This window comes from Christiangramia aestuarii (assembly GCF_009735585.1).
GTDB classification, from domain to species: Bacteria; Bacteroidota; Bacteroidia; order Flavobacteriales; family Flavobacteriaceae; genus Christiangramia; species Christiangramia aestuarii.
The window spans coordinates 447,641-471,938 of sequence record NZ_VJVW01000002.1 but is presented as its reverse complement, the minus strand read 5'-3'; the positions used below and the strand labels follow the sequence as shown (position 1 = coordinate 471,938).

21 protein-coding genes are annotated in these 24,298 nt (G+C 42.5%); 10 read left to right on the top strand and 11 right to left on the bottom strand.

Translation table 11 applies throughout. The features are described from left to right. The 5 genes from FLP08_RS06100 to tsaB all read left to right on the top strand — a co-directional run bounded on the left by FLP08_RS06100 (window position 1) and on the right by tsaB (window position 5,865). Window positions 1–1,263, top strand: a complete 1,263-nt coding sequence (locus tag FLP08_RS06100; protein ID WP_156275055.1) for an ABC transporter permease — start codon at window positions 1–3, stop codon at window positions 1,261–1,263. A gap of 25 nt (window positions 1,264–1,288) precedes the next feature. Further along, window positions 1,289–2,407, top strand: a complete 1,119-nt coding sequence (locus FLP08_RS06095; RefSeq protein ID WP_156275053.1) for an efflux RND transporter periplasmic adaptor subunit — start codon at window positions 1,289–1,291, stop codon at window positions 2,405–2,407. A 61-nt stretch (window positions 2,408–2,468) separates the two neighbouring features. Beyond that, on the top strand, window positions 2,469–3,905 hold the full coding sequence (locus FLP08_RS06090; protein WP_156275051.1) for a TolC family protein: 1,437 nt from the start codon (window positions 2,469–2,471) through the stop codon (window positions 3,903–3,905). 4 nt (window positions 3,906–3,909) lie between these two features. Then, window positions 3,910–5,193 carry an efflux RND transporter periplasmic adaptor subunit gene (locus FLP08_RS06085; RefSeq protein ID WP_156275049.1) on the top strand — a complete coding sequence of 428 codons (1,284 nt, stop codon included), beginning with the start codon at window positions 3,910–3,912 and terminating at the stop codon, window positions 5,191–5,193. 12 nt (window positions 5,194–5,205) lie between these two features. Continuing rightward, window positions 5,206–5,865, top strand: a complete 660-nt coding sequence (tsaB, locus tag FLP08_RS06080) for a tRNA (adenosine(37)-N6)-threonylcarbamoyltransferase complex dimerization subunit type 1 TsaB (protein WP_156275047.1) — start codon at window positions 5,206–5,208, stop codon at window positions 5,863–5,865. Between the two features lie 8 nt (window positions 5,866–5,873). On the opposite strand, the gene FLP08_RS06075 is transcribed toward tsaB, so the two are convergent. Further along, window positions 5,874–6,734, bottom strand: coding sequence for a mechanosensitive ion channel family protein (locus tag FLP08_RS06075; RefSeq protein WP_156275046.1), 861 nt, complete (start codon window positions 6,732–6,734; stop codon window positions 5,874–5,876). A gap of 67 nt (window positions 6,735–6,801) precedes the next feature. Continuing rightward, window positions 6,802–8,853 carry a thioredoxin domain-containing protein gene (locus tag FLP08_RS06070; RefSeq protein ID WP_156275045.1) on the bottom strand — a complete coding sequence of 684 codons (2,052 nt, stop codon included), beginning with the start codon at window positions 8,851–8,853 and terminating at the stop codon, window positions 6,802–6,804. Window positions 8,854–9,027: 174 nt separating this feature from the next. Between FLP08_RS06070 and FLP08_RS06065 the strand changes: the two genes are divergently transcribed. Continuing rightward, on the top strand, window positions 9,028–11,298 hold the full coding sequence (locus FLP08_RS06065) for an inorganic phosphate transporter (RefSeq protein ID WP_156275044.1): 2,271 nt from the start codon (window positions 9,028–9,030) through the stop codon (window positions 11,296–11,298). 55 nt (window positions 11,299–11,353) lie between these two features. Here the strand turns inward: FLP08_RS06065 and FLP08_RS06060 are convergent, their stop codons facing one another. Then, complete coding sequence (locus FLP08_RS06060) at window positions 11,354–12,271, bottom strand: NifU family protein (RefSeq protein ID WP_156275043.1); 918 nt, start codon at window positions 12,269–12,271, stop codon at window positions 11,354–11,356. Between the two features lie 61 nt (window positions 12,272–12,332). Between FLP08_RS06060 and FLP08_RS06055 the strand changes: the two genes are divergently transcribed. Next, entirely contained in the window at window positions 12,333–13,373 is a 1,041-nt protein-coding gene (locus FLP08_RS06055) for a PorP/SprF family type IX secretion system membrane protein (protein WP_156275042.1), read from the top strand. On the opposite strand, the gene murI is transcribed toward FLP08_RS06055, so the two are convergent. From murI to FLP08_RS06015, 8 genes are all read right to left on the bottom strand, one after another. Continuing rightward, window positions 13,370–14,164: a glutamate racemase gene (murI, locus tag FLP08_RS06050; RefSeq protein WP_156275040.1), complete on the bottom strand. Its 795-nt coding sequence runs from the start codon at window positions 14,162–14,164 to the stop codon at window positions 13,370–13,372. The genes FLP08_RS06055 and murI overlap by 4 nt on opposite strands. 70 nt (window positions 14,165–14,234) lie before the next feature. After that, a complete protein-coding gene (locus FLP08_RS06045; RefSeq protein ID WP_156275038.1) occupies window positions 14,235–14,744 on the bottom strand; it encodes an OmpH/Skp family outer membrane protein in 510 nt (169 codons plus the stop codon). Window positions 14,745–14,779: 35 nt separating this feature from the next. Next, a complete protein-coding gene (locus FLP08_RS06040) occupies window positions 14,780–15,589 on the bottom strand; it encodes an OmpH/Skp family outer membrane protein (RefSeq protein WP_156275036.1) in 810 nt (269 codons plus the stop codon). 31 nt (window positions 15,590–15,620) lie between these two features. Further along, a complete protein-coding gene (bamA, locus tag FLP08_RS06035) occupies window positions 15,621–18,242 on the bottom strand; it encodes an outer membrane protein assembly factor BamA (RefSeq protein ID WP_202912750.1) in 2,622 nt (873 codons plus the stop codon). A 7-nt stretch (window positions 18,243–18,249) separates the two neighbouring features. Next, window positions 18,250–18,990 (bottom strand): undecaprenyl pyrophosphate synthase, encoded by a 741-nt coding sequence (gene uppS, locus FLP08_RS06030; protein WP_156275032.1) that lies wholly within the window; start codon window positions 18,988–18,990, stop codon window positions 18,250–18,252. After that, complete coding sequence (porG, locus tag FLP08_RS06025; protein WP_156275030.1) at window positions 18,991–19,689, bottom strand: type IX secretion system protein PorG; 699 nt, start codon at window positions 19,687–19,689, stop codon at window positions 18,991–18,993. Between the two features lie 100 nt (window positions 19,690–19,789). Further along, complete coding sequence (locus FLP08_RS06020) at window positions 19,790–20,674, bottom strand: NAD kinase (RefSeq protein ID WP_156275028.1); 885 nt, start codon at window positions 20,672–20,674, stop codon at window positions 19,790–19,792. Between the two features lie 3 nt (window positions 20,675–20,677). Further along, complete coding sequence (locus FLP08_RS06015; protein ID WP_156275026.1) at window positions 20,678–21,334, bottom strand: CBS domain-containing protein; 657 nt, start codon at window positions 21,332–21,334, stop codon at window positions 20,678–20,680. 90 nt (window positions 21,335–21,424) lie between these two features. On the opposite strand from FLP08_RS06015, the gene FLP08_RS06010 reads away from it, so the two are divergent. From FLP08_RS06010 to FLP08_RS06000, 3 genes are all read left to right on the top strand, one after another. Then, on the top strand, window positions 21,425–22,138 hold the full coding sequence (locus FLP08_RS06010; RefSeq protein WP_156275024.1) for a pyridoxine 5'-phosphate synthase: 714 nt from the start codon (window positions 21,425–21,427) through the stop codon (window positions 22,136–22,138). Next, window positions 22,139–22,900, top strand: a complete 762-nt coding sequence (locus FLP08_RS06005; RefSeq protein WP_156275022.1) for an alpha/beta fold hydrolase — start codon at window positions 22,139–22,141, stop codon at window positions 22,898–22,900. It begins immediately after the preceding gene. A 121-nt stretch (window positions 22,901–23,021) separates the two neighbouring features. Continuing rightward, on the top strand, window positions 23,022–24,290 hold the full coding sequence (locus FLP08_RS06000; RefSeq protein WP_156275020.1) for an OmpP1/FadL family transporter: 1,269 nt from the start codon (window positions 23,022–23,024) through the stop codon (window positions 24,288–24,290). The last annotated feature ends 8 nt before the right edge of the window (window positions 24,291–24,298 follow it).

Genomic DNA, 24,298 nt, shown 5'->3' with positions numbered 1-24,298 from the left:
ATGTTTAGTAGAGATCGCTGGAGTGAAATTATAGAGGCACTTACCTCGAACTGGTTCAGAACCGTTCTAACCGCTTTTGGAGTACTATGGGGGATCTTTATCCTGGTGATCCTGCTTGCAGCCGGGAAAGGCCTGGAGAATGGCGTTAAACAGGGTTTTAGTGGAATAGCTACCAATACCATGTTCATGTGGACCCAGGTGGCTTCCAAACCCTATAAAGGAATGCCTAAGGGTAGAAGATATAATTTCGAAATAGAGGATGTTAGGGCAATAAAGGAGCAGGTGCCGGGCTTGCGATTTGTATCCCCCAGAAACCAACTAGGTGGATTTGGTGGAGCGAATAATGTGGTTCGTGGCCTTAATACTGGTGCTTTCAATGTATACGGCGATTATCCAGAGATCATTCAGCAGGAACCCATGGATATTACCTCGGGACGCTTTATCAATTATTCCGATATCAACGAAAAAAGAAAAGTAGCCATCATTGGGGAGGGAGTCAAAACCGCGCTTTATGACATTGGAGAAGATCCTCTTGGTACCTATATCAAGATCAACGGGGTAAACTTTATGGTCATTGGGACTTATAAGAAAAAGAGCCAGGGAGGGGATGCTGAGGAAGCTCAGAAACAGATCTATGTTCCCTTTACCTCCTTTTCCCAGGCCTTCAACAAAGGAAACGAGGTAGGCTGGATGGCCATTACGGCCAAAGATGGAAACTCTATCACCAACTTAAAGGGAGATATAATCGATATCGTAAAAACCAGGCATACCATTCATCCCGAAGATGACCGTGCTGTCGGGAATTTTGATCTCTACCAGGAATTCAGCAAGGTAAACGGACTCTTCGTGGCCCTTAAAGCTGTAGCCTATTTTGTAGGCGTGCTAGTGCTGCTTTCCGGGATCATCGGTATCAGCAATATCATGCTTATCGTGGTGAAAGAAAGGACCAATGAGATAGGTGTACGTCGTGCGCTGGGGGCTACGCCCTGGTCTATAAGGGGCCAAATCCTTATGGAATCTATCTTTTTGACCATAATTTCGGGTATGGCCGGGATCATCCTGGCGACAGGAGTCATCTGGCTGGTGAATCTGCAGCTTAGCGGAATGGATACTTCAGAAATGATGTTCTTAAATCCCTCGGTAAACCTGGGGGTGGTCATGATCGCATTATCCATTTTGATTATTTCTGGTCTTTTGGCCGGGTTAATTCCGGCGCAACAGGCCATAAAAGTGAAACCTGTAGACGCCCTGAGAACTGAATAATATTAAACACTAATACAATCAAAAAATGAAAAAATTTGTAACCATCGGAATTTTAGTATTCATAGCGGTGACATTTGTCGGGGCTTTATACTATCTCTACCAGAAAAACCAAGAGGATCCCGTAGTTTATGAAACCGAAGAACCCACAGAGCAAACCATCATCAAAAAGACCGTGGCTACCGGTAAGATAGTGCCCAAGGAAGAGGTGCTTATCAAACCTAATATTTCCGGAATCATCGATGAGATCTATATCGAGGCTGGAGACCGAATCGAGGCTGGTGACCTTATCGCCAAGATCAGGGTCATCCCGAATGTTTCTTCGCTGCAGAGCGCGAAAGATGCCGTGGCTACTGCAAGAATAAATCTTGAGAATGAAAGAAAGGTTTACCAAAGGCAAAAAGAACTTTATGATAAAGGCGTTATTTCTGCTAACGATTATGATGCAGCAGAGGTTTCTTTTAAAAGAGCGGAGCAGAACTTTAAATCTGCCCAGCAGAACTACGAGATCGTAAGGACGGGTACTACCAGCGGGATTGGAAGCGCTGCTAATACCCTTATACGTTCTACCGTTCAAGGAATGGTGCTGGATGTACCCGTGAAAACCGGTAACCAGGTTATTGAAAGTAATAACTTTAATGATGGAACCACCATCGCCACCCTGGCCGATGTGAACGAAATGATCTTTGAAGGAAAGGTGGACGAAAGCGAAGTAGGAAAAATAAAGGAAGACCTTCCTCTAGAAGTTACCGTAGGTGCCATAGAAAATAAAACTTTCGATGCGGTCCTTGACTATATCGCCCCGAAGGGAGTAGAAGATAACGGAGCTATACAGTTCGAGATCAAGGGAACCCTGAACAAATCTGATACCACCTTTATTCGTGCAGGGCTTAGTGCCAATGCTTCGATAATACTTGCCCGCGCCGATAGCGTTCTGGCCATTAAGGAAGCACTTGTACAGTTCGATCCGGAAACCAAGGAACCTTTCGTGGAGATCATGACCGGCGAACAGGAATTCGAGCGACAGGAAGTGGAGCTTGGCGTTAGCGATGGGATCAATGTAGAAGTACTTAGCGGTGTGGAGAAAGGTGACAAGATCAAGGTATGGAACCAGATAAAAGCACCTATGAACATTGCCCAGAACTAGAAAATTTATTCCCGGTGTAACAACCTGCACCTTTTACAGACATATCTTACAGAATTAAATTATGAAGAACTTTAGTTTTATAGTCACCCTTTTGCTTTTTTCAAGCCTGCTTTCGGCTCAGCAGAAGGAATGGACGCTAGAAGAATGTGTTAATTACGCATTGGAAAACAACCTTCAGGTGAAACGCACCGAGCTCGACCTGGAGCTGGCCGAGATCGAAAAACGTGATGCTATCGGGAACCTTATCCCAAGCCTGAATGCCCAGGCAAGAAACTCATGGAACACGGGTCTTACTCAAAGTGCGACCACCGGGATCCTGGTGAATCAAACCGTTAGGAACTTTGATGCAAATGTGACCGCTGCGCTCACTCTTTTTGACGGATTGAGAAATTTTAACCAGTTACAGAGAGCGAAAATGTCTCGTCTTGCCAGTGAATATTCTCTGGACAAGATGCAGGATGATATCGCTTTATTTGTCGCAGACGCCTATCTACAGGTGTTGTTCAATAAGCAGAACCTGGAAGTGCTTAAAGCGCAAAACCAGGTGACCCAAGAGCAGATCCAGAGAACACAGGACCTGGTAGATGCCGGGGTGCTTCCCGAAGGAGACCTGCTGGAAATAAAAGCGACCATGGCCGATGAAAAACAACGTATGATCCTGGCAGAAAACCAGATCCAGATCTCACTGATCAGCCTGGCACAAACTTTAGGAATTCGCGACTACCAAAATTTCGATATCGTAGACCGGGATTATGGTATTTTTGGGAACGAGATCCTCGCCAATTCGGTGTATGATGTGATCGAGCAGGCCAAAGAAGAGCGTTCAGAAATCAAGATCGCTGAAGCGAATAAAGAATTGGCCGAGATGGATGTAGAGATCTCAAGAGGAGCCTATATGCCAACATTAAGCGCATTTTTCAACTATAATACCAGGGAAACTGGCCAGGACAGGATCATTGGAAGAGAAATAGATCCTAACAACCCAACTCAAAGAATTGGTTTTGTACAAGGAACCAATCAAGAGGTGCTTGCAGAAAATATTATCCCGGTACTCGGGTCGCCTCGTCCGTTTTTTGACCAGTTGTATATCAACGACGGTCTTACCTATGGATTCCAATTGAATGTTCCCATTCTAAATGGCTTTGCCACCAGGAACCAGGTAAAGAGAAATGAGGTGAACGTTAAGCGCGCCGAATTTGAACTGAAGCAGGCAGAACTTGATCTTGAAGCCAATGTTTACCAGGCCTATACCGATGCCAAGGGGGCTTTCGAAGCTTATGAAGCTGCACTGGTCGCTGCAGATGCCCAGGAAAGAGCGTTTGAATATGCTACAGAAAGATATGATGTCGGGTTAACCAATGCTTTCGACTTTAGCCAGGCTAAGATTCGTTATGAAAATACGCAAAGAGAGGCTCTTAGAGCCAAGTACGATTATATATTTAAAATAAAAGTAGTAGAACTCTATTTTGGAATTCCGGTAAGGGATTTAAAATTCTAAGTAAATGAACAAAAAGAAACTTTTTATTATCCTGGGTGTAGTTGTAGCCCTGATCATTGTATTGGTAATTGGTAAAAAAGCAGGTTGGTTTGGAAGCTCGGCAAATGTTAAGGAGGTCGAGATCACAGAAATTGAACCTATAGATATTACCGAAACCGTTTCAGCTACCGGGAAGATACAGCCTGAAGTTGAGGTAAAGCTTTCTTCGGAAGTTTCCGGAGAGATCATTGAGCTACCCGTGGTGGAAGGTCAGGCGGTAAAAAAAGGTGATCTTTTAGTTCGTATTAATCCTGATATCTACCAGTCTAGCGTACAAAGAGCACGGGCAAGTTATCAGAATTCCAAGGCTAATTACGCGCAAACCCAGGCTAACCTAAAACAGGCCAAAGCAGATTTTGAAAGAAACAAGACCCTTTTCGAAAAAGGGGTGATCTCTAAAGCCGAATGGGATGGCATAGTATCTAATTATGAAATGGCCGAAGCCAATAAAGAATCGGCATATTTTAGTATGCAAAGCAGCGCAGCAACGGTGACAGAAGCACAGGATAACCTTGGCCGTACCAATATCTATGCTCCAATGACCGGGACTATCTCTAAACTTGATGCTGAACTTGGAGAGAGAGTAGTGGGAACACAGCAGATGGCAGGAACCGAGATCTTGAGGGTGGCTAATCTTGAGAATATGGAGGTAGAGGTAGATGTGAACGAAAATGATATTGTTAAAGTATCTGTAGGTGACTCTACCATCGTTGAGGTAGATGCATATTTGGGCAAGGAATTCAAGGGAATCGTTACCGAGATTTCCAATACTGCAGATAATTCTCTAACCACAGACCAGGTAACGAATTTCAAGGTGAAGGTGAGGATCCTGAAAGATTCTTATGAGGACCTGATGGAAGGGAAACCAGAGAACTATTCGCCATTTAGACCGGGAATGACCGCTACGGTAGATATTATCACCAATAAAAGAATGAACGTGATAGGGGTGCCAATTAGTTCTATCGTAATTAAGAACGACACTACGGCCACGAAAAAATCTTTTACGGCTAAAAAAGTAGATGAGGACGAAGAAAAATTTGAGTGTGTATTTGTAAAAGATGGCGGAAAAGCTAAACTTCGCGTCGTGGAAACCGGGATACAGGATGACTCCCATATCGAGATCAAAAAAGGTCTTAAAGATGGGGATGTCGTGATCACCGGACCCTACAGTACCGTTACCAAAAGCCTAGATCCGGGCGATGAGATCGAGGTGAAGAAGGAAGAGGAAGAAGAGAAAGAAACAGAATAAATATCAGGCAATTTGGCACTAATCTTATGTCTTGAAACCGCGACCACTAATTGCTCGGTGGGTCTAGCGAAAGATGGAAAGCTGCTTTCCCTTAGGGAAGATAACAGTAAGGGATATTCTCATGCAGAGAAGCTTCATGTATTTATAAATGAAGTTTTAGAAGAGGCGGGAGTTACTTCAAAAGATCTTGATGCCATAGCCATTAGTAAAGGTCCCGGTTCGTACACCGGTCTTAGGATTGGTGTTTCTTCGGCCAAAGGCCTGTGTTATTCGCTGGATATCCCAATGATCTCTGTGCCTACGCTGGACCTTCTGGCACTTCAGTTAAAAGGTGAGCAAGCTTATTTTGTATCCATGCTGGATGCACGCAGGATGGAAGTTTATTCTGCGGTGTATGATTCAGATTTCAAACAGGTGCGCGATACCAGGGCCCAGATACTTGAGGAGAACTCTTTCGCCGAATATCTTGAAGAATCCAAGGTCCATTTCATTGGCAACGGCGTTGCTAAATTTGAAGATATCTGCAAACATCCAAATGCCGTTTTTCATGTTCAAAAGTTTCCTTCAGCAAAAGAAATGGCAGCTATCGCTGAATATAAATACAAAATAAGCGACATCGAGGATGTCGCTTATTTCGAACCTTATTACTTAAAGGATTTTATTGCCGGTTAAGCTGCAATTTATGCCTGCTTATCTCTAACCGTACCTTTCATTTTGGTTTGATCGTATAGATAAACGTCTCTTTGTGGATAAGGGATGGTCATTCCGGCTTCTTCCAGCCTAATCTTACCTTCCTCGATCATATACCAGTGCAGATCCCAGAAATGAGCCAATTCAGCAAAGTACCTTACAGAGAAATTTACCGAACTGTCACCAAGAGAATGTACAATAATCTGCGGTGCTGGATCTTTTAATACATTTTCCTGTTCCATTACCATATTGGTAAGTACTTCCTTCGCTTTCTTGATATCATCATCATATGAAATCCCAAAGGTGAGATTCTCCTTTCTGGTATTATTATAGCTATAGTTGGTAATATTATCATTACTTAACTGGCCGTTTGGAACTACTACTCGTTGATTTCCGAAAGTATTGATCTTGGTGTAAAAAAGAGAAATTTCAACTACACTACCAGAAACACCCTGAGCTTCGACCCAGTCACCGACTTTAAACGGTTTTAGAACGATGATAAGGACCCCACCAGCAAGATTAGCCAGGGAACCTTGCAAAGCAAGACCAATAGCCAAACCAGCGGCACCAATAGCGGCAACAAGTGAAGCACTCTCTACTCCCAGTTGCGTAATTACCAATACGAAAAGAATGATCTTTAATCCCCAGCTGGCAGCATTCACGGTGAATTTTTCCAGTGTAGGATCGTAATCCTTCTTCTCGAATAGTTTGTTCAGATATTTTACAATTAGTTTAATTACCCATAGTCCTACGATCAGGAGGACAATCGCCCCGATTAGGGTTGGTAAGTAATCAATGAATTTTTCAGAATACTCTTTGGCGATTTCGCCCCAATTGTTAAGCTTTTCCATACTTTTTTTTAGTTGTTAATTTGGTTTAATTGTAAAAAAATAGACTTTATTTCCTGTTTAATTTATGTTAAACTTGCGATATGAGCTGCATGGCATCGCTTTCAGCTTCTGTTGGAAGCTGGCAGGAACCTTCCTCGCAAATATAGATGAGATCTTTTCCTTTAACCAGTCTCTGCTCCAAAAGTGGAAGCCTGGATTCACTCGAAGTGCCTGCTAAGACAGTGTTTGGGAGATATTTTCTTCTGAAACTATCTGCTTTTTTCATGCAGTTTTCACCGGTTATGGCTATTTCGTAGAACGGAAATGTGAAATTCATCAGCAGGTCCAGCCAATTGGAGTAGGATTGAGGGTAATCCTGAATCTTAGGCAGAATGCTTTTTAGCATTTGCCCGGCGATCTCCAGGTGGTGCCTGTTTTCCCTTAGTTTCCCAAATCGGAACAGGTTTTTAGCCATTACTGAATTTGAAGCCGGTATCACATTATCGCTTATCTCTATGGTCTTGGTGATAAGGGGCCGGTCTTTTTTTGAAGTGAAGCTGAACATGCCCGAGACCGTGTCCAGGAAATCCTCCTCCACAATACTGATAAGATCTTCTGCTTTATTCAGGAAATTTTCTTCAAAGGTTGCTTCGTACAGGTCTAAGAATGCCTTTATACCAAAGGCATAATCTTCAAGATAGCCGTTGATGCTGGTCTTTCCATTTTTATAAGAATGCAAAAGTCTGCCATTTTCCTGCAATTGATAGTTGAGAATGAATTCAGCATTTTTCCTAGCGGCCTTGAGATAGGAATCTTCGCCGAAAGTATTAAAGGCTTTCACGTAGGCACTTATCATCATGGCGTTCCAGGAGGTAAGGGATTTGTTGTCCAGTCCCGGTTTTTTTCTTTGACCTCGCGCGGACCTTAGTTTTTTATGGCAGTCATTTATGATATCATGTAAATCATTTTCTGAAATCCCCAGGTCTTTGGCGATCTTCTTCCTGGTTTCAGAACGAATAAGCACATATTGGTTAGCCTCCCATTTTCCGAAGTTATTGATATTATAGAATCTTTCGAAAACGGGAAAATTATCCTGTAAAAGCTCCTGTAGTTCTTCTTTGCTCCAGGTATAGTAAGCACCTTCCTTATTTTCTTCGTTTTTATCCTCGCTGTCGGCATCCAGTGCAGAGTAGAATGCGCCGGTCTCGTCGGTAAGTTCTGAGGCCACAAAACTCAGGCTTCTTTCAACTACCTCCCTGTACCATTCATTCCCGGTTATCTTAAATGCATTCGAATATAATTCTACCAGCTGCGCATTGTCATAGAGCATTTTTTCGAAGTGGGGCACATGCCATTTTTCGTCCACAGAATACCTTGAGAAACCTCCCTCAACAGGATCGAATACTCCGCCCCAGGAGATCTTATCCAAGGTGAGCAGGCAATGTTCCATTAGCTCCTTATCTGAATTCTGATGAGCGTATCTCAGAAGGAATTCAAAATTATTGGGCAGCATGAATTTTGGTGCCCTTTGGTAGCCTCCGTTCTTATGGTCGAACTGGCTTTTCCATTTTTCGAGTATGAGGATGAAAAAATCGCTGTGAAATTTTTTCTCTTCTTTCACTGGTTCTATGATCTGGATATCCCGCAGGCCTTTTTCTAGTTTACCCGCATATTCAAGTAGCTTTTCCGGTTGCTGTTCGTTAAGATGGGCTATTTGTTGAAGAGCGTCTTTCCATTGTTCCTTTTTAAAATAGGTCCCGCCCCAGACCGGTCTGCCGTCTGGTAAGGCCACTACGTTCATAGGCCAGCCACCCATGCCTGTCATTACCTGTACGGCATTCATATACACATGGTCTATATCTGGCCTTTCCTCACGATCTACCTTAATGCATACATAGTTGGAATTCATCACCTCGGCCACAGCTTCGTCCTCAAAGCTTTCATGTTCCATTACGTGGCACCAGTGACAGGCAGAATATCCAACACTTATCAGTAAAAGTTTATTCTTCTCCCTGGCTTCATCCAGCACCCGGTCGTTCCAGGCTTTCCAGTCCACCGGATTGTGCGCATGCTGCAAAAGGTAAGGGCTGCTCTCGTTAATAAGTTCGTTGGTATGTTTTTCTGTTTTGTTTTCTTTCAAAATATGAGTTCTTCAAAGGTTTGGCGGGAGATGAAAATTAGCTTAAAGCCTAAATTTACTATAATATCAAAATAAAACTGCCCCGCATTTTGTATTATTAATCTTTTAATAACTTAAAAAGTCGACCAAAGAATCAAAAAAGAGCCAATTTTACGGGTTGAAAATTAAACATTTATGGAGGATATTTATATCGTAATGCTCGTGGCGCTCTTTGCTCTGGCGATTACAGATCTTGTGGTTGGAGTTAGTAACGACGCGATCAATTTTCTGAATTCTGCTATAGGCTCCAAAGCGGTTTCCATGAGAACCATTATGATAGTTGCCAGTCTGGGTGTAGCTGTAGGTGCAATCTTTTCAAGTGGTTTGATGGAGGTTGCACGTAAAGGTATCTTTATGCCCGGGCAGTTCTATTTTGATGAGATCATGATCATTTTCATGGCCGTCATGATCACAGATGTCCTCCTGCTGGACTTTTTTAACTCCCTTGGCCTTCCAACCTCCACCACGGTTTCCATAGTTTTTGAACTTTTAGGTGCAGCGGTTTGTATGGCCGCGATCAAGATCTATACACAGGGTGATGGTGACCTGGCATCCCTTTCAGGATATATCAATACAGCAAAGGCGACCGAAATAATTGTGGGTATACTCATGGCGGTGGTCATCGCCTTCCTGGTGGGTACGATAGTGCAGTATGTTTCACGACTTGTTTTTACCTTTCAGTTCGAAAAGAAAATAAAATATTTCGGGGCTGTTTTTGGAGGGATCTCCCTAACGGCCATTCTTTATTTCATCCTTATCAAAGGCATGAAATCTGTTCCCTATATCTCGGCAGAGATGATGGAATATATCAATACTCATACACTTACCATCGTGCTAATTGGCCTGGTGGTCTTTACCGGGATTTCCCAGTTCGTGATGAGTGTATTAAAACTGAATATTCTAAGGACCATCATCATTATTGGAACTTTCGCACTAGCCCTCGCCTTCGCGGGCAATGACCTGGTGAACTTCATCGGGGTGCCAATCGCAGCCTGGCAGTCTTTTGACCTCTGGCAATCGGCCAATGCGGCTACAGGGGTGCTGCCTTCAGAATTTTCCATGACCGGCCTGTCGGGTAGTGTACCCACTCCAGAAATCTTACTGATAGGGGCTGGGGGAATCATGGTAGTTACGCTTTGGTTTTCCAGCAAAGCCCGCTCGGTCGTAGATACCGGGATCAACCTGGCCAGACAGGGAGATGGTGTGGAGCGCTTTGAGCCTAACTGGCTCTCCCGTGGGATCGTTAGATATTCAGTCCTGTTCGGAAATGCGATAACGACCGTACTTCCCGAAGGCATGAAAAATAGGATCGAAAATAAGTTCGATAAGCCTTCGCAACATTTCAGAAGTAAAAGAATAGATGCTCCCGCCTTCGATATGGTAAGAGCTTCGGTAAACCTCGTAGTTGCCAGTGTGTTGATTTCTATCGGTACAAATATGAAACTTCCGCTCTCCACAACCTATGTCACCTTTATGGTGGCTATGGGTACTTCTCTCGCAGACCGTGCCTGGGATCGGGAAAGTGCTGTTTACCGTGTAGCCGGGGTGCTTAATGTTGTAGGAGGCTGGTTCGTGACCGCGATCGTAGCCTTTACTGCCGCGGCTATTTTTGCCTCTATTATTTATTATGGCGGAACCATCGCACTTGTAGTATTAATAATCGTTGCTTTGGTGCTAGTAGTAAGAAGCAGCATACTACATTCAAGAAAAGAAAAAGAGGAGAAGACCAAAAAGAGGTTTAAAAAGAGTGACATCATCACGATCAATGAGATCACTTCTGAAACTTCAGAAAATATCTCCAATGTTATTGGGGGTATCAATAAGATGTATTCCAAGACCGTAGACCAGCTTGGTTATTATGACCTTAGCAAGTTGAAAAAGAACTATAAAAGGATAGAAAAGCTGGAGTCTGAGGTAGATGAGCTAAAGGATAATATCTTCTATTTTATAAAATCGCTGGATGAGGATTCGGTAGAGGCCAGTAAGTTCTACATCCTCACCCTGGATTACCTTCAGGATATGGTGCAGTCTATTGGTTTCATTACCAGGAACAGTTACAATCACGTTCATAACAACCACAAGAACTTAAAGTTCAACCAGATTCGAGATCTTAAAAAGGTGGACGATAAGATGCAGATCCTGTTTGATGAGATCACCCATACCTTTGATAATCATGAATTCGGCAATATAGATAACCTGTTAAGCGAAAAGCAGGATCTTATGGATTATGTAAGTGACCTTATTCAAAAGCAGATACAACGTATCAGGACTTCAGAATCCAGCCCTAAGAATACCAAATTGTATTTCGGGATTTTGCTTGAGACCAAGGATCTAATCGGTTCTACCATGAACCTGCTGCAATTGTTCCAGGAATTCTATAACGAAGCAAGAACTACTACCTATTAAAACTAAAAAATCCCTTCGTGAGAAGGGATTTTTCTATTTAGTATGCTTGTAAACTTTATCCGTTTACGGCTTCCACGTATTCTACCTTACCGCGCAACATATCACGAAGCATGGTCTCGATTCCGCTTTTTAGGGTCATGGTCGAGGATGGGCATCCGCTGCAGGCTCCCTGTAGGATCACCTTCACGGTCTTATTTTCTTCGTTGTAGCTGTCGAAAAGAATATTCCCTCCATCACTTGCTACGGCTGGTTTAATATATTCATCCAGGATAGCTACGATCTGTTGAGAAGTGTCGTCCAGGTTCTCGAAAGCAGCCTGTTTGCTGTCCTCTGAAGCCTCTTTAGAAGCCTTTGCGGTTTCTACACTCTCCTTGGTAAGAACCTCGTTACCTTCTTCGATATAATTCCTGATGAATTCACGAAGCTCCATCGTGATCTCTTCCCAACCGGCCATTTCATATTTCTGGATAGAAACGTAATTCTCGTCGATAAATACTTCCTTTACAAAGGGGAAATGAAAAAGCTTCTGTACCAGGGGCGCGTGCTTGGCATCATCGATGTTCTTGAATTCTGAAGCCTGCAACACCAGCTTTTTATTGGCAACGAATTTCATTACCGCCGGGTTTGGAGTGCTTTCAGCATATACAGTAACAGGAACTTTGCCTGAACTCGTTTTAGTTTGTTTGATCACTTCGCCGCCCTTGTTTAGGTAAGTTTCGATCTGTTCAGCTACTTCTTCCTGTACATCTGCCCATTCCACTATGTCATATTTTTCTATAGCGATAAAATTCTGGGCGATATAAACCGTTTTAACAAAAGGCAGGTAGAATAATTGCTGCGCCAGGGGTGATTTTGCCGCCTCATCTATATTCTTGAATTCAAAATTTTCGTGGCGGGTAAGAAATTTATCGGCTTCAAATTTTACAATCGAGGCCGTTGTAGTAGGGACAATATTTATATTAAAATCTTTCATGTCAGAAATTTTCGCAAAAATACTAAAGAAAATCAAGCTAATCCATATATTTACAGCCTTTATGACAGGCTTCAAATATTTGGATCGGTGCAGGATTAAGCGTATTTCAAGGATTACGTTTTCAGTTTTTTTATTGTTATTATTTAATTTTTCGGCAATAAAGGCTCAGGAAGTAATTCCTACCTATTCAGATTATTTAACCGATAACCTTTATTTGATCCATCCTTCGATGGCGGGAGCTTCCAATTACGACCAGATAAGGCTGACCGGAAGAACCCAGTGGTTCGACGTGCAGGATGCCCCTAACTTACAAACCCTTGCTTTTAACTCCAGAGTAGGAGAGAAGATCGGGTTAGGAGGGATCGCTTTTCGCGATGAGAACGGGAATTTTTCTAAAGTAGGGGCTTACGCAACCTTCGCTTATCACCTTATGTTCTCCAGGAGTACCGCCGATCTTAACCAGTTATCCTTCGGGATTAGCGGTGGGATTATTCAGCACAGGCTGGATACGAGTGGTTTTTCCCGTTTCGATCCCATACTTGGGCAGAGCACCAACGATATTTTTGCAAATATGGACCTGGGCATTTCTTATTACGTAAGAGACCTTTATTTTCATTTTGCGGCCAAGAACATTCTCACTGTTCAAAGGGATCTTTTTTATTCAGATGCGGTACCCAGTAATATGAGGAAATACCTTTTCTCTGCGGGTTATGTATTTACACTAAACCCTAATGATCCCTGGGATTTTGAACCTTCCATTTTACTACAGGCCAGGGAAGCAACCAACGAAATGGCGGTAGATGCTAACCTTAAGGCTTATTATGAGGTGGATTTTGGTGATGTCTGGGGTGGGATCTCTTACCGTAATAGTTTTGAAAGTACCGAATATACTTCAGAAGGAGAAGAGGTGAGGCGCCAGCAACTACGTTATATCACTCCTTTTGTAGGGGTAGATTATAAAAAATTCGTCTTTGGATATACCTTCAGTTACCAGCTTAATTCCCTTGTGCTAAGCAATGGAGGTTTCCACCAGATCACCCTTGGGTATAATTTTGGAGAAAGCAGGGAGCGCTACGATTGTAAATGCCCGGCGATCAATTAAAAATCCTTTTCCTTAATCATATAATTTTTCCCACTAGCTTCCAGGATATCTGCGAGCACACTGGGATCGATATTAGAATAAAATTCAGGTTGAGGTTTCTCGGGAATTTCCGTCTGCAATAATTCCTTTTCCTTTAGCACGGCCCTGGTTTGCCTGGCCACGGCTTCTCCAGAATCTATGATCTGAACATTTTCTGGCAGGATCTTTTTTAAACTGGGAATTAGGTAAGGATAGTGGCTGCAGCCCAAAACCAGGTAATCTATTCCCGCCCTGAGCATGGGCTCAAGTAATTTTTGAAGGAGGTTAATGGCTTCTTCTGAATCCTTTTTTCCGCTCTCGATTAATTCTACCAGTCCATTTCCTTCCACCTCAATTACATTAATGTCCTTGGTATAGATCTCAGAGGTTTGGGTGAACAGCTCACTGGTTAAAGTTCCTCTTGTAGCGAGTATGCCTATTGCTTTATTATGGCTTTTTAGAGCTGCGGGTTTGATTGCAGGTTCAATCCCTATAAAAGGTACTTTATAAGAGTTTCTAAGCACTTTAATGGCATTTGTGGTGGCAGTGTTGCAGGCAACCACAATGAGCTTGCAATCCATCTCCAGGAGCTTTTCAGTGTTCTTAATGGATAGCCTGATGATCTCCTCCTGTGTTTTTATTCCGTAGGGGGCATTTTTACTATCTGATAAGTAGATGGTCTTTTCGTTTGGTAAAAGCTGGTGGATCTCTTTCCATATGGAAGTGCCGCCCACGCCCGAATCGAAAATTCCAATAGGTCTGGAGTCTTTCATATTGGTATAAAAATAAAAACTGCGTGCAATTTGCACGCAGTTTTATCAATTTATTAGTAAAAGGAATCAATTACATTCCTAATTCTTTCTTTACGTCTGGCATTAAGTTGTAACCATCTGCTAGAAGAACTCCAGTTCCAGTTGTAGAGTCTAATACGTAATCGTATCCTTTATCTCTGGCAACTTTCTGGATGGCAGTACGTACTTTTTCAAGAATTGGCTTCAGAAGATCGCTTTCTTTCTTCTGTAGGTCCTGTCTTGCTTTTGCACTGTGATCCTGAATTCTCTTTTGAGCAGCCTGTAATTCCATGGCTCTTTTCTGGTTCTCTTCTTCAGACTTCGTATTAGCTTCTGCCTCGTAACGCTGCATGGTACTCTGAGCTTCAGATAGCATATCCTTTATCTCAGCGTCATAAGTCTTTTCCAGTTTTTGTAGCTGGTCCATCGCGCTTTTGTATTCAGGAAGGTCCTGTACTAGTTCCTGAGTAGCGATATGGGCAACCTTAGACTGTGCATTTGTAAAAGCAGTAGCGCCAATCATCAAAGCTAAAGCTATAAAAAGTGTTCTGAATTGTTTCATTGTAATCGTCGTTAAGTTTAATTAAGGTTAAAAATTTAGTTTATTGTATCGTTCTTTTTCTCTCTCGCTTTTAAAATTGAATCCTTTTTTCTTTCTCTTTCGGCCAGGATCCGGGCTCTTCTTTCTTCAAATTCCTTTTGCCTTGCAGCTCTTAAGGAATCCCGTTCTCTTTTTTTCTCTTCGATGTAGGCTTCACGTTCAGACTGTCTTTGCTCAACAAGTTCTTCTCTTTTCGTGATCTCTGCATCCTGTTCTACGGTGCGATCTTCAGCTCTTTCCAGTTCCTCGATCTCATCTTTTGTTTCTAACTGCTCACGATTCGCAGTTCTTTTGATGGTTCTTAGAACTGTTTCGCTAACATCGTACTGTTTATCTGCATATATCATTCCAATATCTGCAGTGCGGTCAAAAACAAAGTCTAAATTCCTGTTTTCAGCTATTTGCTGCACCGCGGTGAAAACCTGATCCTGAATGGGTCTTACCAGTTGTTTCTTCTGGATCATATAATCACCATTCGGGCCAAATCTTTTTTGCTGATATTCTCTTGCCTGTTGTTCCATGTAGGCAATTTCTCCTTCTCTTTCTTCAATGAGCTCCTTGGTTAAAAGTGCTCTTTCATTATCCAGCCTTGTTTTCATGTCTTCCACCTCGCGCAGTTTGGCTTCGGCTTCGACTTTCCATTSCTGAACTCTGTTTTCTAATTGTCTTGATGCTTCCTGATATTCCGGGACGTTTTCAAGAATATATTCCATGTCTATGTAACCCAGTCTAATGGATTTTTGCGCCGATGCCGTATAGAGGCTCAAGGCTGCAATCGCGAAAATGGTAAATACTCTTTTTTTCATCTGAATCGAATATAGAAAATATCATGCCAAATTAAAATTGCTGGCCAATGATAAAATGTGTTTCCCATCCATTTGGACCGGGCTGACCTACAATTTCGTCAAATCCGTATCCAAAGTCAATACCTAATAACCCGAAGGTTGGCATAAAGATTCTTAGTCCAACTCCAGCAGATCTATTTAATTGAAACGGATTATAGTCTCTAAAATTGTCATAAGTAGCACCAGCTTCTAAAAATGACAGAGCATAGATAGATGCAGCAGGCTTTAAGGTGATCGGGAAACGCAGCTCTAAAGAGTATTTGTTATAGATTGTCGCCCCGTCATCTCTTTGGTTCACTGGCCTGTCAATTGGTATTACAGACTGGTTTGGATAACCTCTTAACTGTATGGTCTCTCTTCCGTCAAGACTAAAAGCACCCAGACCATCACCTCCAAGGAAATAACGTTCAAAAGGAGGTACACCTCTTTCGTTATTATAGGCTCCAAGGAAACCGTATTCAGCATGTGTTCTTAGAACCAGGTTGCTACTTGGTCCAAAGCTGAAAAGGTTGGTATACCAGGTACCTGCAAACTTGATCTTGTAAAATTCAAGCCAGTTATATTTCTTTTGGTCTACCTTCTCCTGGTCTGGTACAGAATTTTCAGGCGTAACGCGGTTACCAAATTCATCTACTAAGTTACCATTGTCATCTCTTAACTGGTATTCGTCCTGGTTTTCAAGGTCTCCATAATCTACCCCATTCCAAAGTGAGTAGGGTGGAGTTAGCTTAGCGGTAAAGGCGAATTTTGATCCTCCTGTAGGGAAGATAGGGTTTACCCTTGTATTATCCCTGGTGATCCCTAACTGGTAATATAGGTTGTTTGAGTGTCCATCACCAAAGGTAAATAGTCCGGTATTATAATTATTTAGATCGTATCTCTGGAATCCAATCACATTTGAGATAGTTGCATACTGGTCTGGCTCCTGAAGTCTCTTGGCAAGGCCAACGCTTACTCCTAGAATATCGAAACTTCTATCTCTATCAGCTTCCCTAGCTACAGGATCAAAAAGGAACTGGCGGGTATAGCTGAAAGAAGTTGAAAGACTAACCGGCCTTTTTCCACCTAACCATGGTTCCCTGAAAGAAAGACTGTAAGTCTGGTAAAAAGTACTGGCCTGGGCCCTCAATGAAAGCGTTTGTCCATCTCCCATTGGTAACGGCTTGTAGGCATCCTTGTCGAATAATCCCTGGATAGAGAAGTTATTGAAAGAAAGACCAAGGGTTCCTATGAAACCACCACCGCCATAACCTCCCTGAAGTTCTATTTGGCTGGCGCCAGCCTCTACCACCTGGTATTCCAGGCTTAGGGTTCCTTCTCTTGGATCTGGATCTACGAATTCTGGATTTAACTGCTCAGCATCAAAGAATCCCAGGGCACCAAGTTCACGAACCGTAGCTACAACGGCTTCCTGGCTGTATTTCTGGCCCGGTTTGGTTCTAAGCTCACGATAGATCACGTGGTCTTTGGTCTTAGTGTTACCGGTAACCCTGATCTCGTCGAAATAAGCTTCCTTACCTTCAACGATCCTAACCTCGAAATCTATAGTGTCATTGTACACATTGGTTTCAACAAGGTCTATATTAGAGAAAAGGTAACCGTTGTTCTGGTACTCGTTAGCGATCGAAGTTTTATTCGGCTCGCGCCCCTGTACTCTTTCGTCAAGTAAAACGCCGTTGTATACATCTCCTTTTTTAATTCCCAGGAACCTGTTCAATTGAGCGTCTGTATAAGCACTGTTCCCAAGAAAATCTATGTCACCAATATAATATCTGTTACCTTCTTCAACATTCAGTCTAAGAGCTATTCTATCTTCGTCTGTTTTGATCAATGTATCTGAAGTGATCCTAGCATCTCTGAATCCTTCTTCCTTGTATTTGTTTATTACTGATTCCTTGTCATCCTGATAATCGCTTCTTACAAATTTTGAACGCTTCCAGAACCTGAAGATATTCCTTTGCTTGGTGTTCTTCATGTTCCTTTTCAGCTTGGCTTCAGAAAGTTTTTCGTTGCCAACAAATTCGATATCTGAGATCTTTACGCGGTCACCCTGGTTCACATCCACGACCATGTTCACCTTGTTAGAGGCCACGGTGTCTACAACTTCAGAAGTCCTGATGTCTACATCAGCGTTAAAGTATCCTTCTTTTCTGTACTTGTTCTCGATGTAGTTTTTGGTAGTAGTGATTAGGTTTTCGGTAACCTTTACCCCGGGTTTAAGATCGTTCTCGTCTATAAGGTCTTCTTTCTCGCTCTTTTTCTTTACACCAGCAAATTTAACCTGGTTCAAAACAGGAACTTCTTTGATCTCCAGTTCTAGGTCTGCCACATTGCCGTCAACATTGGTGATATAGAAATTGATATCGCTAAAGAGATCAAGTTTCCATAATTTATTGATCACATTCCTTAATTTCTCTCCGGGAATATAAATTTCTTCACCTTCCTTAAGGCCTGTGTAGGCAATTACGGTCTTTTCATTGTAGGTTGTGGTGCCGGTGACTTTAATATCTCCAATGGTATATTTTTTTGAATCTCCAAGGGGTAGGTCCTGTGCTTTGGCAGCTATACTGAAAATGAAACAAATTGCAAAGAGTGTAAATATCTTTTTCGTCATGAATGCACTAACTGAGTTGCTCACTTGTTTTTCCAAATCTTCTTTCTCTGTTTTGATAGTTGTATATGGCTTCAAAAAGATCTTCCTTTCTGTAGTCTGGCCATAAGATTTTCGTAAAATACAATTCGGCATAGGCAATTTGCCATAATAGGAAATTGCTTATGCGTTGTTCACCACTGGTGCGGATCAAAAGATCTACATCTGGCAAATTTCGGGTGTAAAGATGCTCATTTATAACGGATTCATCAACTGCATCGGGGGATAATTCTCCACTTTTTACTTTGGTAGCAATCTGGGTGATGCAACTGTTGATCTCTTCACGACTTCCGTAGCTTAAAGCAAGGGTCAAGGTCATTCGTTTATTGCCAGATGTTTTGTTGATAACATCCAGTAATTCGGTCCTGGCCTTCTTAGGTAGATTGGAAATATTTCCAATAGAATTTAATCTAATGTCGTTGTCTTCCAGGGTCTTGATCTCCTTTTTAAGGGAGGATACAAGAAGTTTCATTAACGTGTCGACCTCCAGTTTAGGGCGGTTCCAGTTCTCTGTGGAAAATGCATACAGGGTTAGGTTTTCTACCCCAATCTCTGCGCAGCCTTCAACAACATCCCTCACGGCCTTGGTGCCTTCCTTATGACCGGAAGCCCTGAGGAAACCTTTTTGTTTAGCCCAGCGCCCATTGCCGTCCATGATGATGGCAATGTGTTTGGGTAATTTGTCAAGGTTTAAATTGTCTTTATAATTCATTTAAAAGCAATAACATGGCTTTCGGCCAAATGTAAATGTAAATGTGATACCGGTAAATACGTACCAGTCATTAGTATTCCTGTTCCCAAATTCCAAGTCAGGGGCTCTTCTGTCTAAATATTCTTCAGGCCAGCTCCCATCCAGGTTGTCGGTTAGGGTATATCTTGCTCCAATTTCGAATGCACCTATGATGTGCTCTGTCACCGCTTCCTTGTAGCCCATTACCATAGGGATGGCGAAATCCCAATTAGAACCTTCGTTTACTAAATTACCGTCTCTATCTGGACTAAGTATAACATGGTCTGCCTTAAAATAGGTGATTCCGGTATATAGGTACGGTGTGCTTTGTGGTAGGGGATCGGTAAGGTCGAAATCCCAGAAGTTGAACTCTATTCCCAGGGAGGCTTCCGCCACCGGATTGGTAAAGGAGTATCCTCTTTGTTGTCTCCTGGTATCTGAAGATTTAGCATCATCTGCAGAAAGTTCAGCATACAAAAGTGTTAACCTTAGGGCGTGTCTGGGGCTTCGGTTCCATTTTGCGATAAGACCTCCTACCGGAGTGTTCGGTAAAATGTAATTGGTTCTCCCAACATCTCCAATAAAGTTTGCGCCGCCGGCAAAAGCGCCAATCTCAACCTGTTGTGAGTATGTGCTTGTCGAAAAAAATGCCATTAGTACAAATACAATAAGGTACCTCATAGGTTTTCAAAAGTTTGCAAATATAACAATTCTGATTGCCCTGCAATAATTTGAGCAGATTTGTGCATAAGTATAAACAGTTTTTGAAAGCTTTTATTGCTTAGTTTCGTTTGTCTTCACCCCAGAGAAGTTTTTTTCGAAGAGTATTTAAAAAACTATCTTCTCGTAATTCTACAAAATTTATCATGTAGGGTGCTTTGGAAATAATGATCTCGGTATCGTTCTGCAGGGTAGCGATACGGGAGTCCATGGAAACAAGATGGGTTTCTTCCCTTCCTGAAACTTTTAATTTTATGGTAGTATGGTCTTTGATCACCAGTGGTCGCGCATTTAAATTATGTGGCGCGATGGGTGTGATCACCAGGGAATCAGCGTCTGGTGTGATCACCGGGCCTCCGCAGCTAAGCGAATAGCCGGTAGATCCGGTAGGGGTTGAAATTATGAGCCCGTCTGCCCAGTAGGAAGTAAGGTACTGGTCGTCCAGCCAGGTATCTACGGTGATCATCGAGGTGGTATTTTTCCTGCTTACCGCGATCTCATTCAGCGCGATATGGGAAAATACCGGGTCATAACTTTTAGGATTCGTTTGTATGGTGAGTACCGATCTTGGAGAGAGGCTGAATTTCTTATCCAGGATCTCATCCAGGGTACTTTCAATTTGTTCTTTTTGAATAGTGGCCAGGAAACCGAGCCTTCCTGTGTTTATTCCAACAATGGGAATGTCAAGGTTCCTGATGTAATTTATAGACTTTAGGATAGTGCCATCCCCGCCGATACAGAAGAAAAGATCGAAAGAATTGTCCAGCTCCTCGAAAGCGCTGAATTGTTCGTAATCTTTTTCGATACTATTATTGCTGTGAATAAGTTTCAGGAAATCTTCCTCAATCAGGACTTCGATATTTCTTTGATCCAGCAGCTCGAGGAGCTGTGCTATGTATTGTGCAGCATTGGCATGATAGAACTGACCGTAGATGCCTATTTTCATAAATTATATATTCAGGTATTTGTCCAGGTATTTGGAGCGCTCCTTCAGATTTTTGTTGAAGGTGTCTTCCTGGTGTTCAGAAATGATAATATACCCGTACCTTCTGAAGGTTTGGATGATCTCGTTCATTCCCGAAGGGGTGATCTTCAGGGTGATCTCGGCCATTTCATCTTCTATTTTGGAAACAAAGGCTCCCAGAAGATGGGCGTTATGAGATTCCACGATCTGGCTTACCTCCCCAAAAGTATAATCTTTAAAGGCTTTTTCAACAATCAGGATATTTCCCGGTTCGTGCAGGAATGGAGTCTCCTTGAAAAGCGAGATCATTTCGTTAAGCTCTACATATCCCAGGTAAGAGTTCTCGTCGTTAAGAACAGGCATGATGTTAGAGTCATTCTGAGCAAAAGCCTCCAGGCTGTCCAGCCAGTAATTGCTTTCCCTCAGATAAAAACCTTCCAGCGCATATTTATAGTCATCCAGGCTTTTGTCATTCTCAAAGCATCTAATGTCATTTTCAGATATACAGCCAATATAGGTCCCGTTTTCCTCAACCGGTAAATGGGTAAGGGTTAACTGGTTAAAAACCTTCTGGACATCCCCGATCTTTTCGGAAAGATTTAAAATTCCAACGTCATTCAATATGTGTTCTTTCAAACTCATTTTTTCAAAATCCTTTTCTGCAAATTAATCAAAATAAAATTCATTGAAGCAGACTGCACTTTGTATTTTTGTTAATAAAATCGAGTAAAAATGACCAAGTTAAGTGTAAATATCAATAAAATAGCCACTTTAAGAAATGCCCGGGGAGGAGATGTTCCCAATGTTGTAGAGGCGGCCAAAATGATAGAATCTTTTGGAGCTGAAGGCATCACGGTGCACCCCAGGCCAGATGAAAGGCATATTCGTTATGCCGATGTACGCGACCTGAAACCTGTTCTGAATACCGAATTCAATATAGAGGGTAAGCCTATTTCGCAGTTTACCAACCTGGTTCTGGAAATAAAACCAGCGCAGGTGACCCTGGTGCCCGATGCCGAGGATGCTATCACCTCGAATGCCGGGTGGGATACTGTTAAGCACGAAGATTATCTCAAGGAGGTGATCGCCGGCTTCAAGGAGCAGGGCATAAGAACCTCAATATTCGTAGATCCCGTAAAAGAAATGATCGAAGGCGCTGCCAAAACGGGAACAGACAGGATCGAGCTTTATACCGAAGCCTTTGCTGTAGATTATGCCAAGGGCGATCCTAATGCCGCTAAAGCTTATGCTGAATGCGCCGAACTGGCTCATCAACTTGGTCTGGGGGTAAATGCAGGTCACGATCTTTCACTGGATAACCTCAAATTCTTCAAGGATAACGTACCGCATCTAGCTGAAGTTTCCATAGGTCACGCGCTTATTTCAGAGGCCTTGTATATGGGACTGGAAAAAACCATTCAGGAATATTTAAAACTATTGAAATAGATGAAATTACATTCTACGATTCTTGGAGAAGGTAAGCCTTTTCTCATCCTTCACGGGTTCCTGGGAATGAGTGATAACTGGAAAACTCTGGGGAAGCAATTTGCAAAAGATGGTTTTCAGGTTCATTTGATAGATCAGCGAAACCATGGAAAAAGTCCGCACAGTGATGATTTTTCATATAAGTTGCTGGCAGATGATATCAGGGAATATTGCGAGAAGCACGAGCTTGAAGAGATCATCCTGCTTGGGCATTCCATGGGAGGGAAGACCGCGATGCTTACCGCCTGTGAAAACCAGGGACTGGTAGCCAAGCTTATCGTGGTAGATATAGCACCCAAGTATTATGCTCCCCACCATCAGCAGATCCTGAAAGGCCTAACCGCTCTTGACGAGGCTAAGTTATCCTCTCGTGGTGATGCTGAAGATTTTCTAAAGGAATTTATACCTGAAACCGGTGTAAGATTATTTCTTCTTAAAAATCTATACTGGAAAACCAAGGAACAGCTCTCATTAAAGTTAAATCTCGATGCCTTAAAAGCGAATATTGAGAACGTTGGGGAGGCTCTTCCAATAGACAGGTCCTACGATGGTCCCGCATTCTTTATCAAAGGTGGGAATTCAGGCTACATAACGGCTGAGGACGAGGAGGCCATCAAAAGACAGTTCCCTTTTGCTGAAATTATTAGTATTCCCGATGCCGGACATTGGGTGCATGCCGAGAATATGGAAGCTTTCTATAAGGCTGTAATTCGATTTGTTTAAAATGTTTCTAAATTTATTATGTATGCATAATAAAATTGACTGAATTGTTGCGTAATATTTAATTTATGCTATTTTTGGCGTCAGCTTTTTAAGACATTTTAAATATAATCCTAATTAAACTATGAAAAGACAATTTTTACTTGGCCTGTTTTTAATGGCCACGGTCCTTACTTATGCCGGTGGTTACAGGGTAAGTCTACAGGGACAACGTGGGCTTGCGATGGGACACACTGGAGTAGCAGTGGTGAATAATGCAGAATTGGCCTTCTTTAACCCGGGCGGTTTAGTATTCCTTGAAAACAAAATCAATGCAGCGGTTGGTGCAAGTGCTGTATTCTCAGATGTGGTATGGCAGAACCAGGAGTTCGGGCAGACCGCCAGAACAGACAGCCCTACGGGTACTCCGTTCTACGCTTATTTCTCGTATAAATTATCAGAGAAATTCACTCTTGGTCTTGCGGCTTACACACCTTATGGAAGTTCTGTAGCATGGGAGAAAGACTGGGCAGGTTCTCACCTGGTAAATGATATCGAACTGGCGGCTATTTATGTGCAGGCGTTAGCTTCTTATAAGATTACAGATAACCTTGCCGTTGGTGGTGGACCAATCTATGTGAGTGGTTCTGTGAATTTCAACAGAAACCTTAACAGAACTCTTTCAGATCTTGAAGGAGATCGTTCTAATGTGACCATCGATGCTTCAGGCGTTAGTGCCTGGGGATGGTCTGCTGGTGCCATGTGGAAGCCAATCGATAGTCTTACTATCGGGGTGAACTATCGTTCTGAGATCCTTGTTGAGGCTGAAAATGGAGACGCAGACTTCCAGAATGTTCCTAATTCTCCATTAACTCCTTTCAACGATACTAAGTTCGATGCGACTTTACCACTTCCGGCTGAGCTTAGCATTGGAGCATCTTACCAGTTAAATGATAAATGGTTATTCGCATTCGATTATAACCGTACGTTCTGGGATGCTTATGAATCTCTTGATGTAGATTTTGCTGATCCTGGAATTCCAGATTCATCTAATCCAAGACAATACGAAGATTCTTCTATTTATAGATTCGGTCTTCAGTATGGAGCTAACGAAACCTTTACGCTTAGAGCAGGTTATTATTTCGACGAGTCGCCGGTACAGTCAGGATATTTTGCTCCTGAAACTCCAAGGAACGATTCGAATAACTTCACTGCGGGTCTAACCGTGAATGTAACAGATATGATCGCAATTGATGCGTCATTCCTTTACAGCCGTTTCGAAGAGATCGACGAATCTTACGATTACTATACAGAGCCTAATCCAACAACAGGACAGCCAGAACAGGTTCCTTTCGAGGGGACTTATAAGTCCAGTGCATTTGTTCCAGGTCTTGGTGTAACTATTAAAATTTAATGAGAACA

Excerpts from the sequence above, each read along its gene's own strand:
- FLP08_RS06100 (WP_156275055.1), top strand. The coding sequence starts at position 1 with ATGTTTAGTAGAGATCGCTGGAGTGAAATTATAGAGGCACTTACCTCG.
- FLP08_RS06095 (WP_156275053.1), top strand. The coding sequence starts at position 1,289 with ATGAAAAAATTTGTAACCATCGGAATTTTAGTATTCATAGCGGTGACA.
- FLP08_RS06090 (WP_156275051.1), top strand. The coding sequence starts at position 2,469 with ATGAAGAACTTTAGTTTTATAGTCACCCTTTTGCTTTTTTCAAGCCTG.
- FLP08_RS06085 (WP_156275049.1), top strand. The coding sequence starts at position 3,910 with ATGAACAAAAAGAAACTTTTTATTATCCTGGGTGTAGTTGTAGCCCTG.
- FLP08_RS06075 (WP_156275046.1), bottom strand. The coding sequence starts at position 6,734 with ATGGAAAAGCTTAACAATTGGGGCGAAATCGCCAAAGAGTATTCTGAA.
- FLP08_RS06065 (WP_156275044.1), top strand. The coding sequence starts at position 9,028 with ATGGAGGATATTTATATCGTAATGCTCGTGGCGCTCTTTGCTCTGGCG.
- FLP08_RS06060 (WP_156275043.1), bottom strand. The coding sequence starts at position 12,271 with ATGAAAGATTTTAATATAAATATTGTCCCTACTACAACGGCCTCGATT.
- FLP08_RS06055 (WP_156275042.1), top strand. The coding sequence starts at position 12,333 with ATGACAGGCTTCAAATATTTGGATCGGTGCAGGATTAAGCGTATTTCA.
- murI (WP_156275040.1), bottom strand. The coding sequence starts at position 14,164 with ATGAAAGACTCCAGACCTATTGGAATTTTCGATTCGGGCGTGGGCGGC.
- FLP08_RS06045 (WP_156275038.1), bottom strand. The coding sequence starts at position 14,744 with ATGAAACAATTCAGAACACTTTTTATAGCTTTAGCTTTGATGATTGGC.
- bamA (WP_202912750.1), bottom strand. The coding sequence starts at position 18,242 with ATGACGAAAAAGATATTTACACTCTTTGCAATTTGTTTCATTTTCAGT.
- uppS (WP_156275032.1), bottom strand. The coding sequence starts at position 18,990 with ATGAATTATAAAGACAATTTAAACCTTGACAAATTACCCAAACACATT.
- porG (WP_156275030.1), bottom strand. The coding sequence starts at position 19,689 with ATGAGGTACCTTATTGTATTTGTACTAATGGCATTTTTTTCGACAAGC.
- FLP08_RS06020 (WP_156275028.1), bottom strand. The coding sequence starts at position 20,674 with ATGAAAATAGGCATCTACGGTCAGTTCTATCATGCCAATGCTGCACAA.
- FLP08_RS06015 (WP_156275026.1), bottom strand. The coding sequence starts at position 21,334 with ATGAGTTTGAAAGAACACATATTGAATGACGTTGGAATTTTAAATCTT.
- FLP08_RS06010 (WP_156275024.1), top strand. The coding sequence starts at position 21,425 with ATGACCAAGTTAAGTGTAAATATCAATAAAATAGCCACTTTAAGAAAT.
- FLP08_RS06005 (WP_156275022.1), top strand. The coding sequence starts at position 22,139 with ATGAAATTACATTCTACGATTCTTGGAGAAGGTAAGCCTTTTCTCATC.
- FLP08_RS06000 (WP_156275020.1), top strand. The coding sequence starts at position 23,022 with ATGAAAAGACAATTTTTACTTGGCCTGTTTTTAATGGCCACGGTCCTT.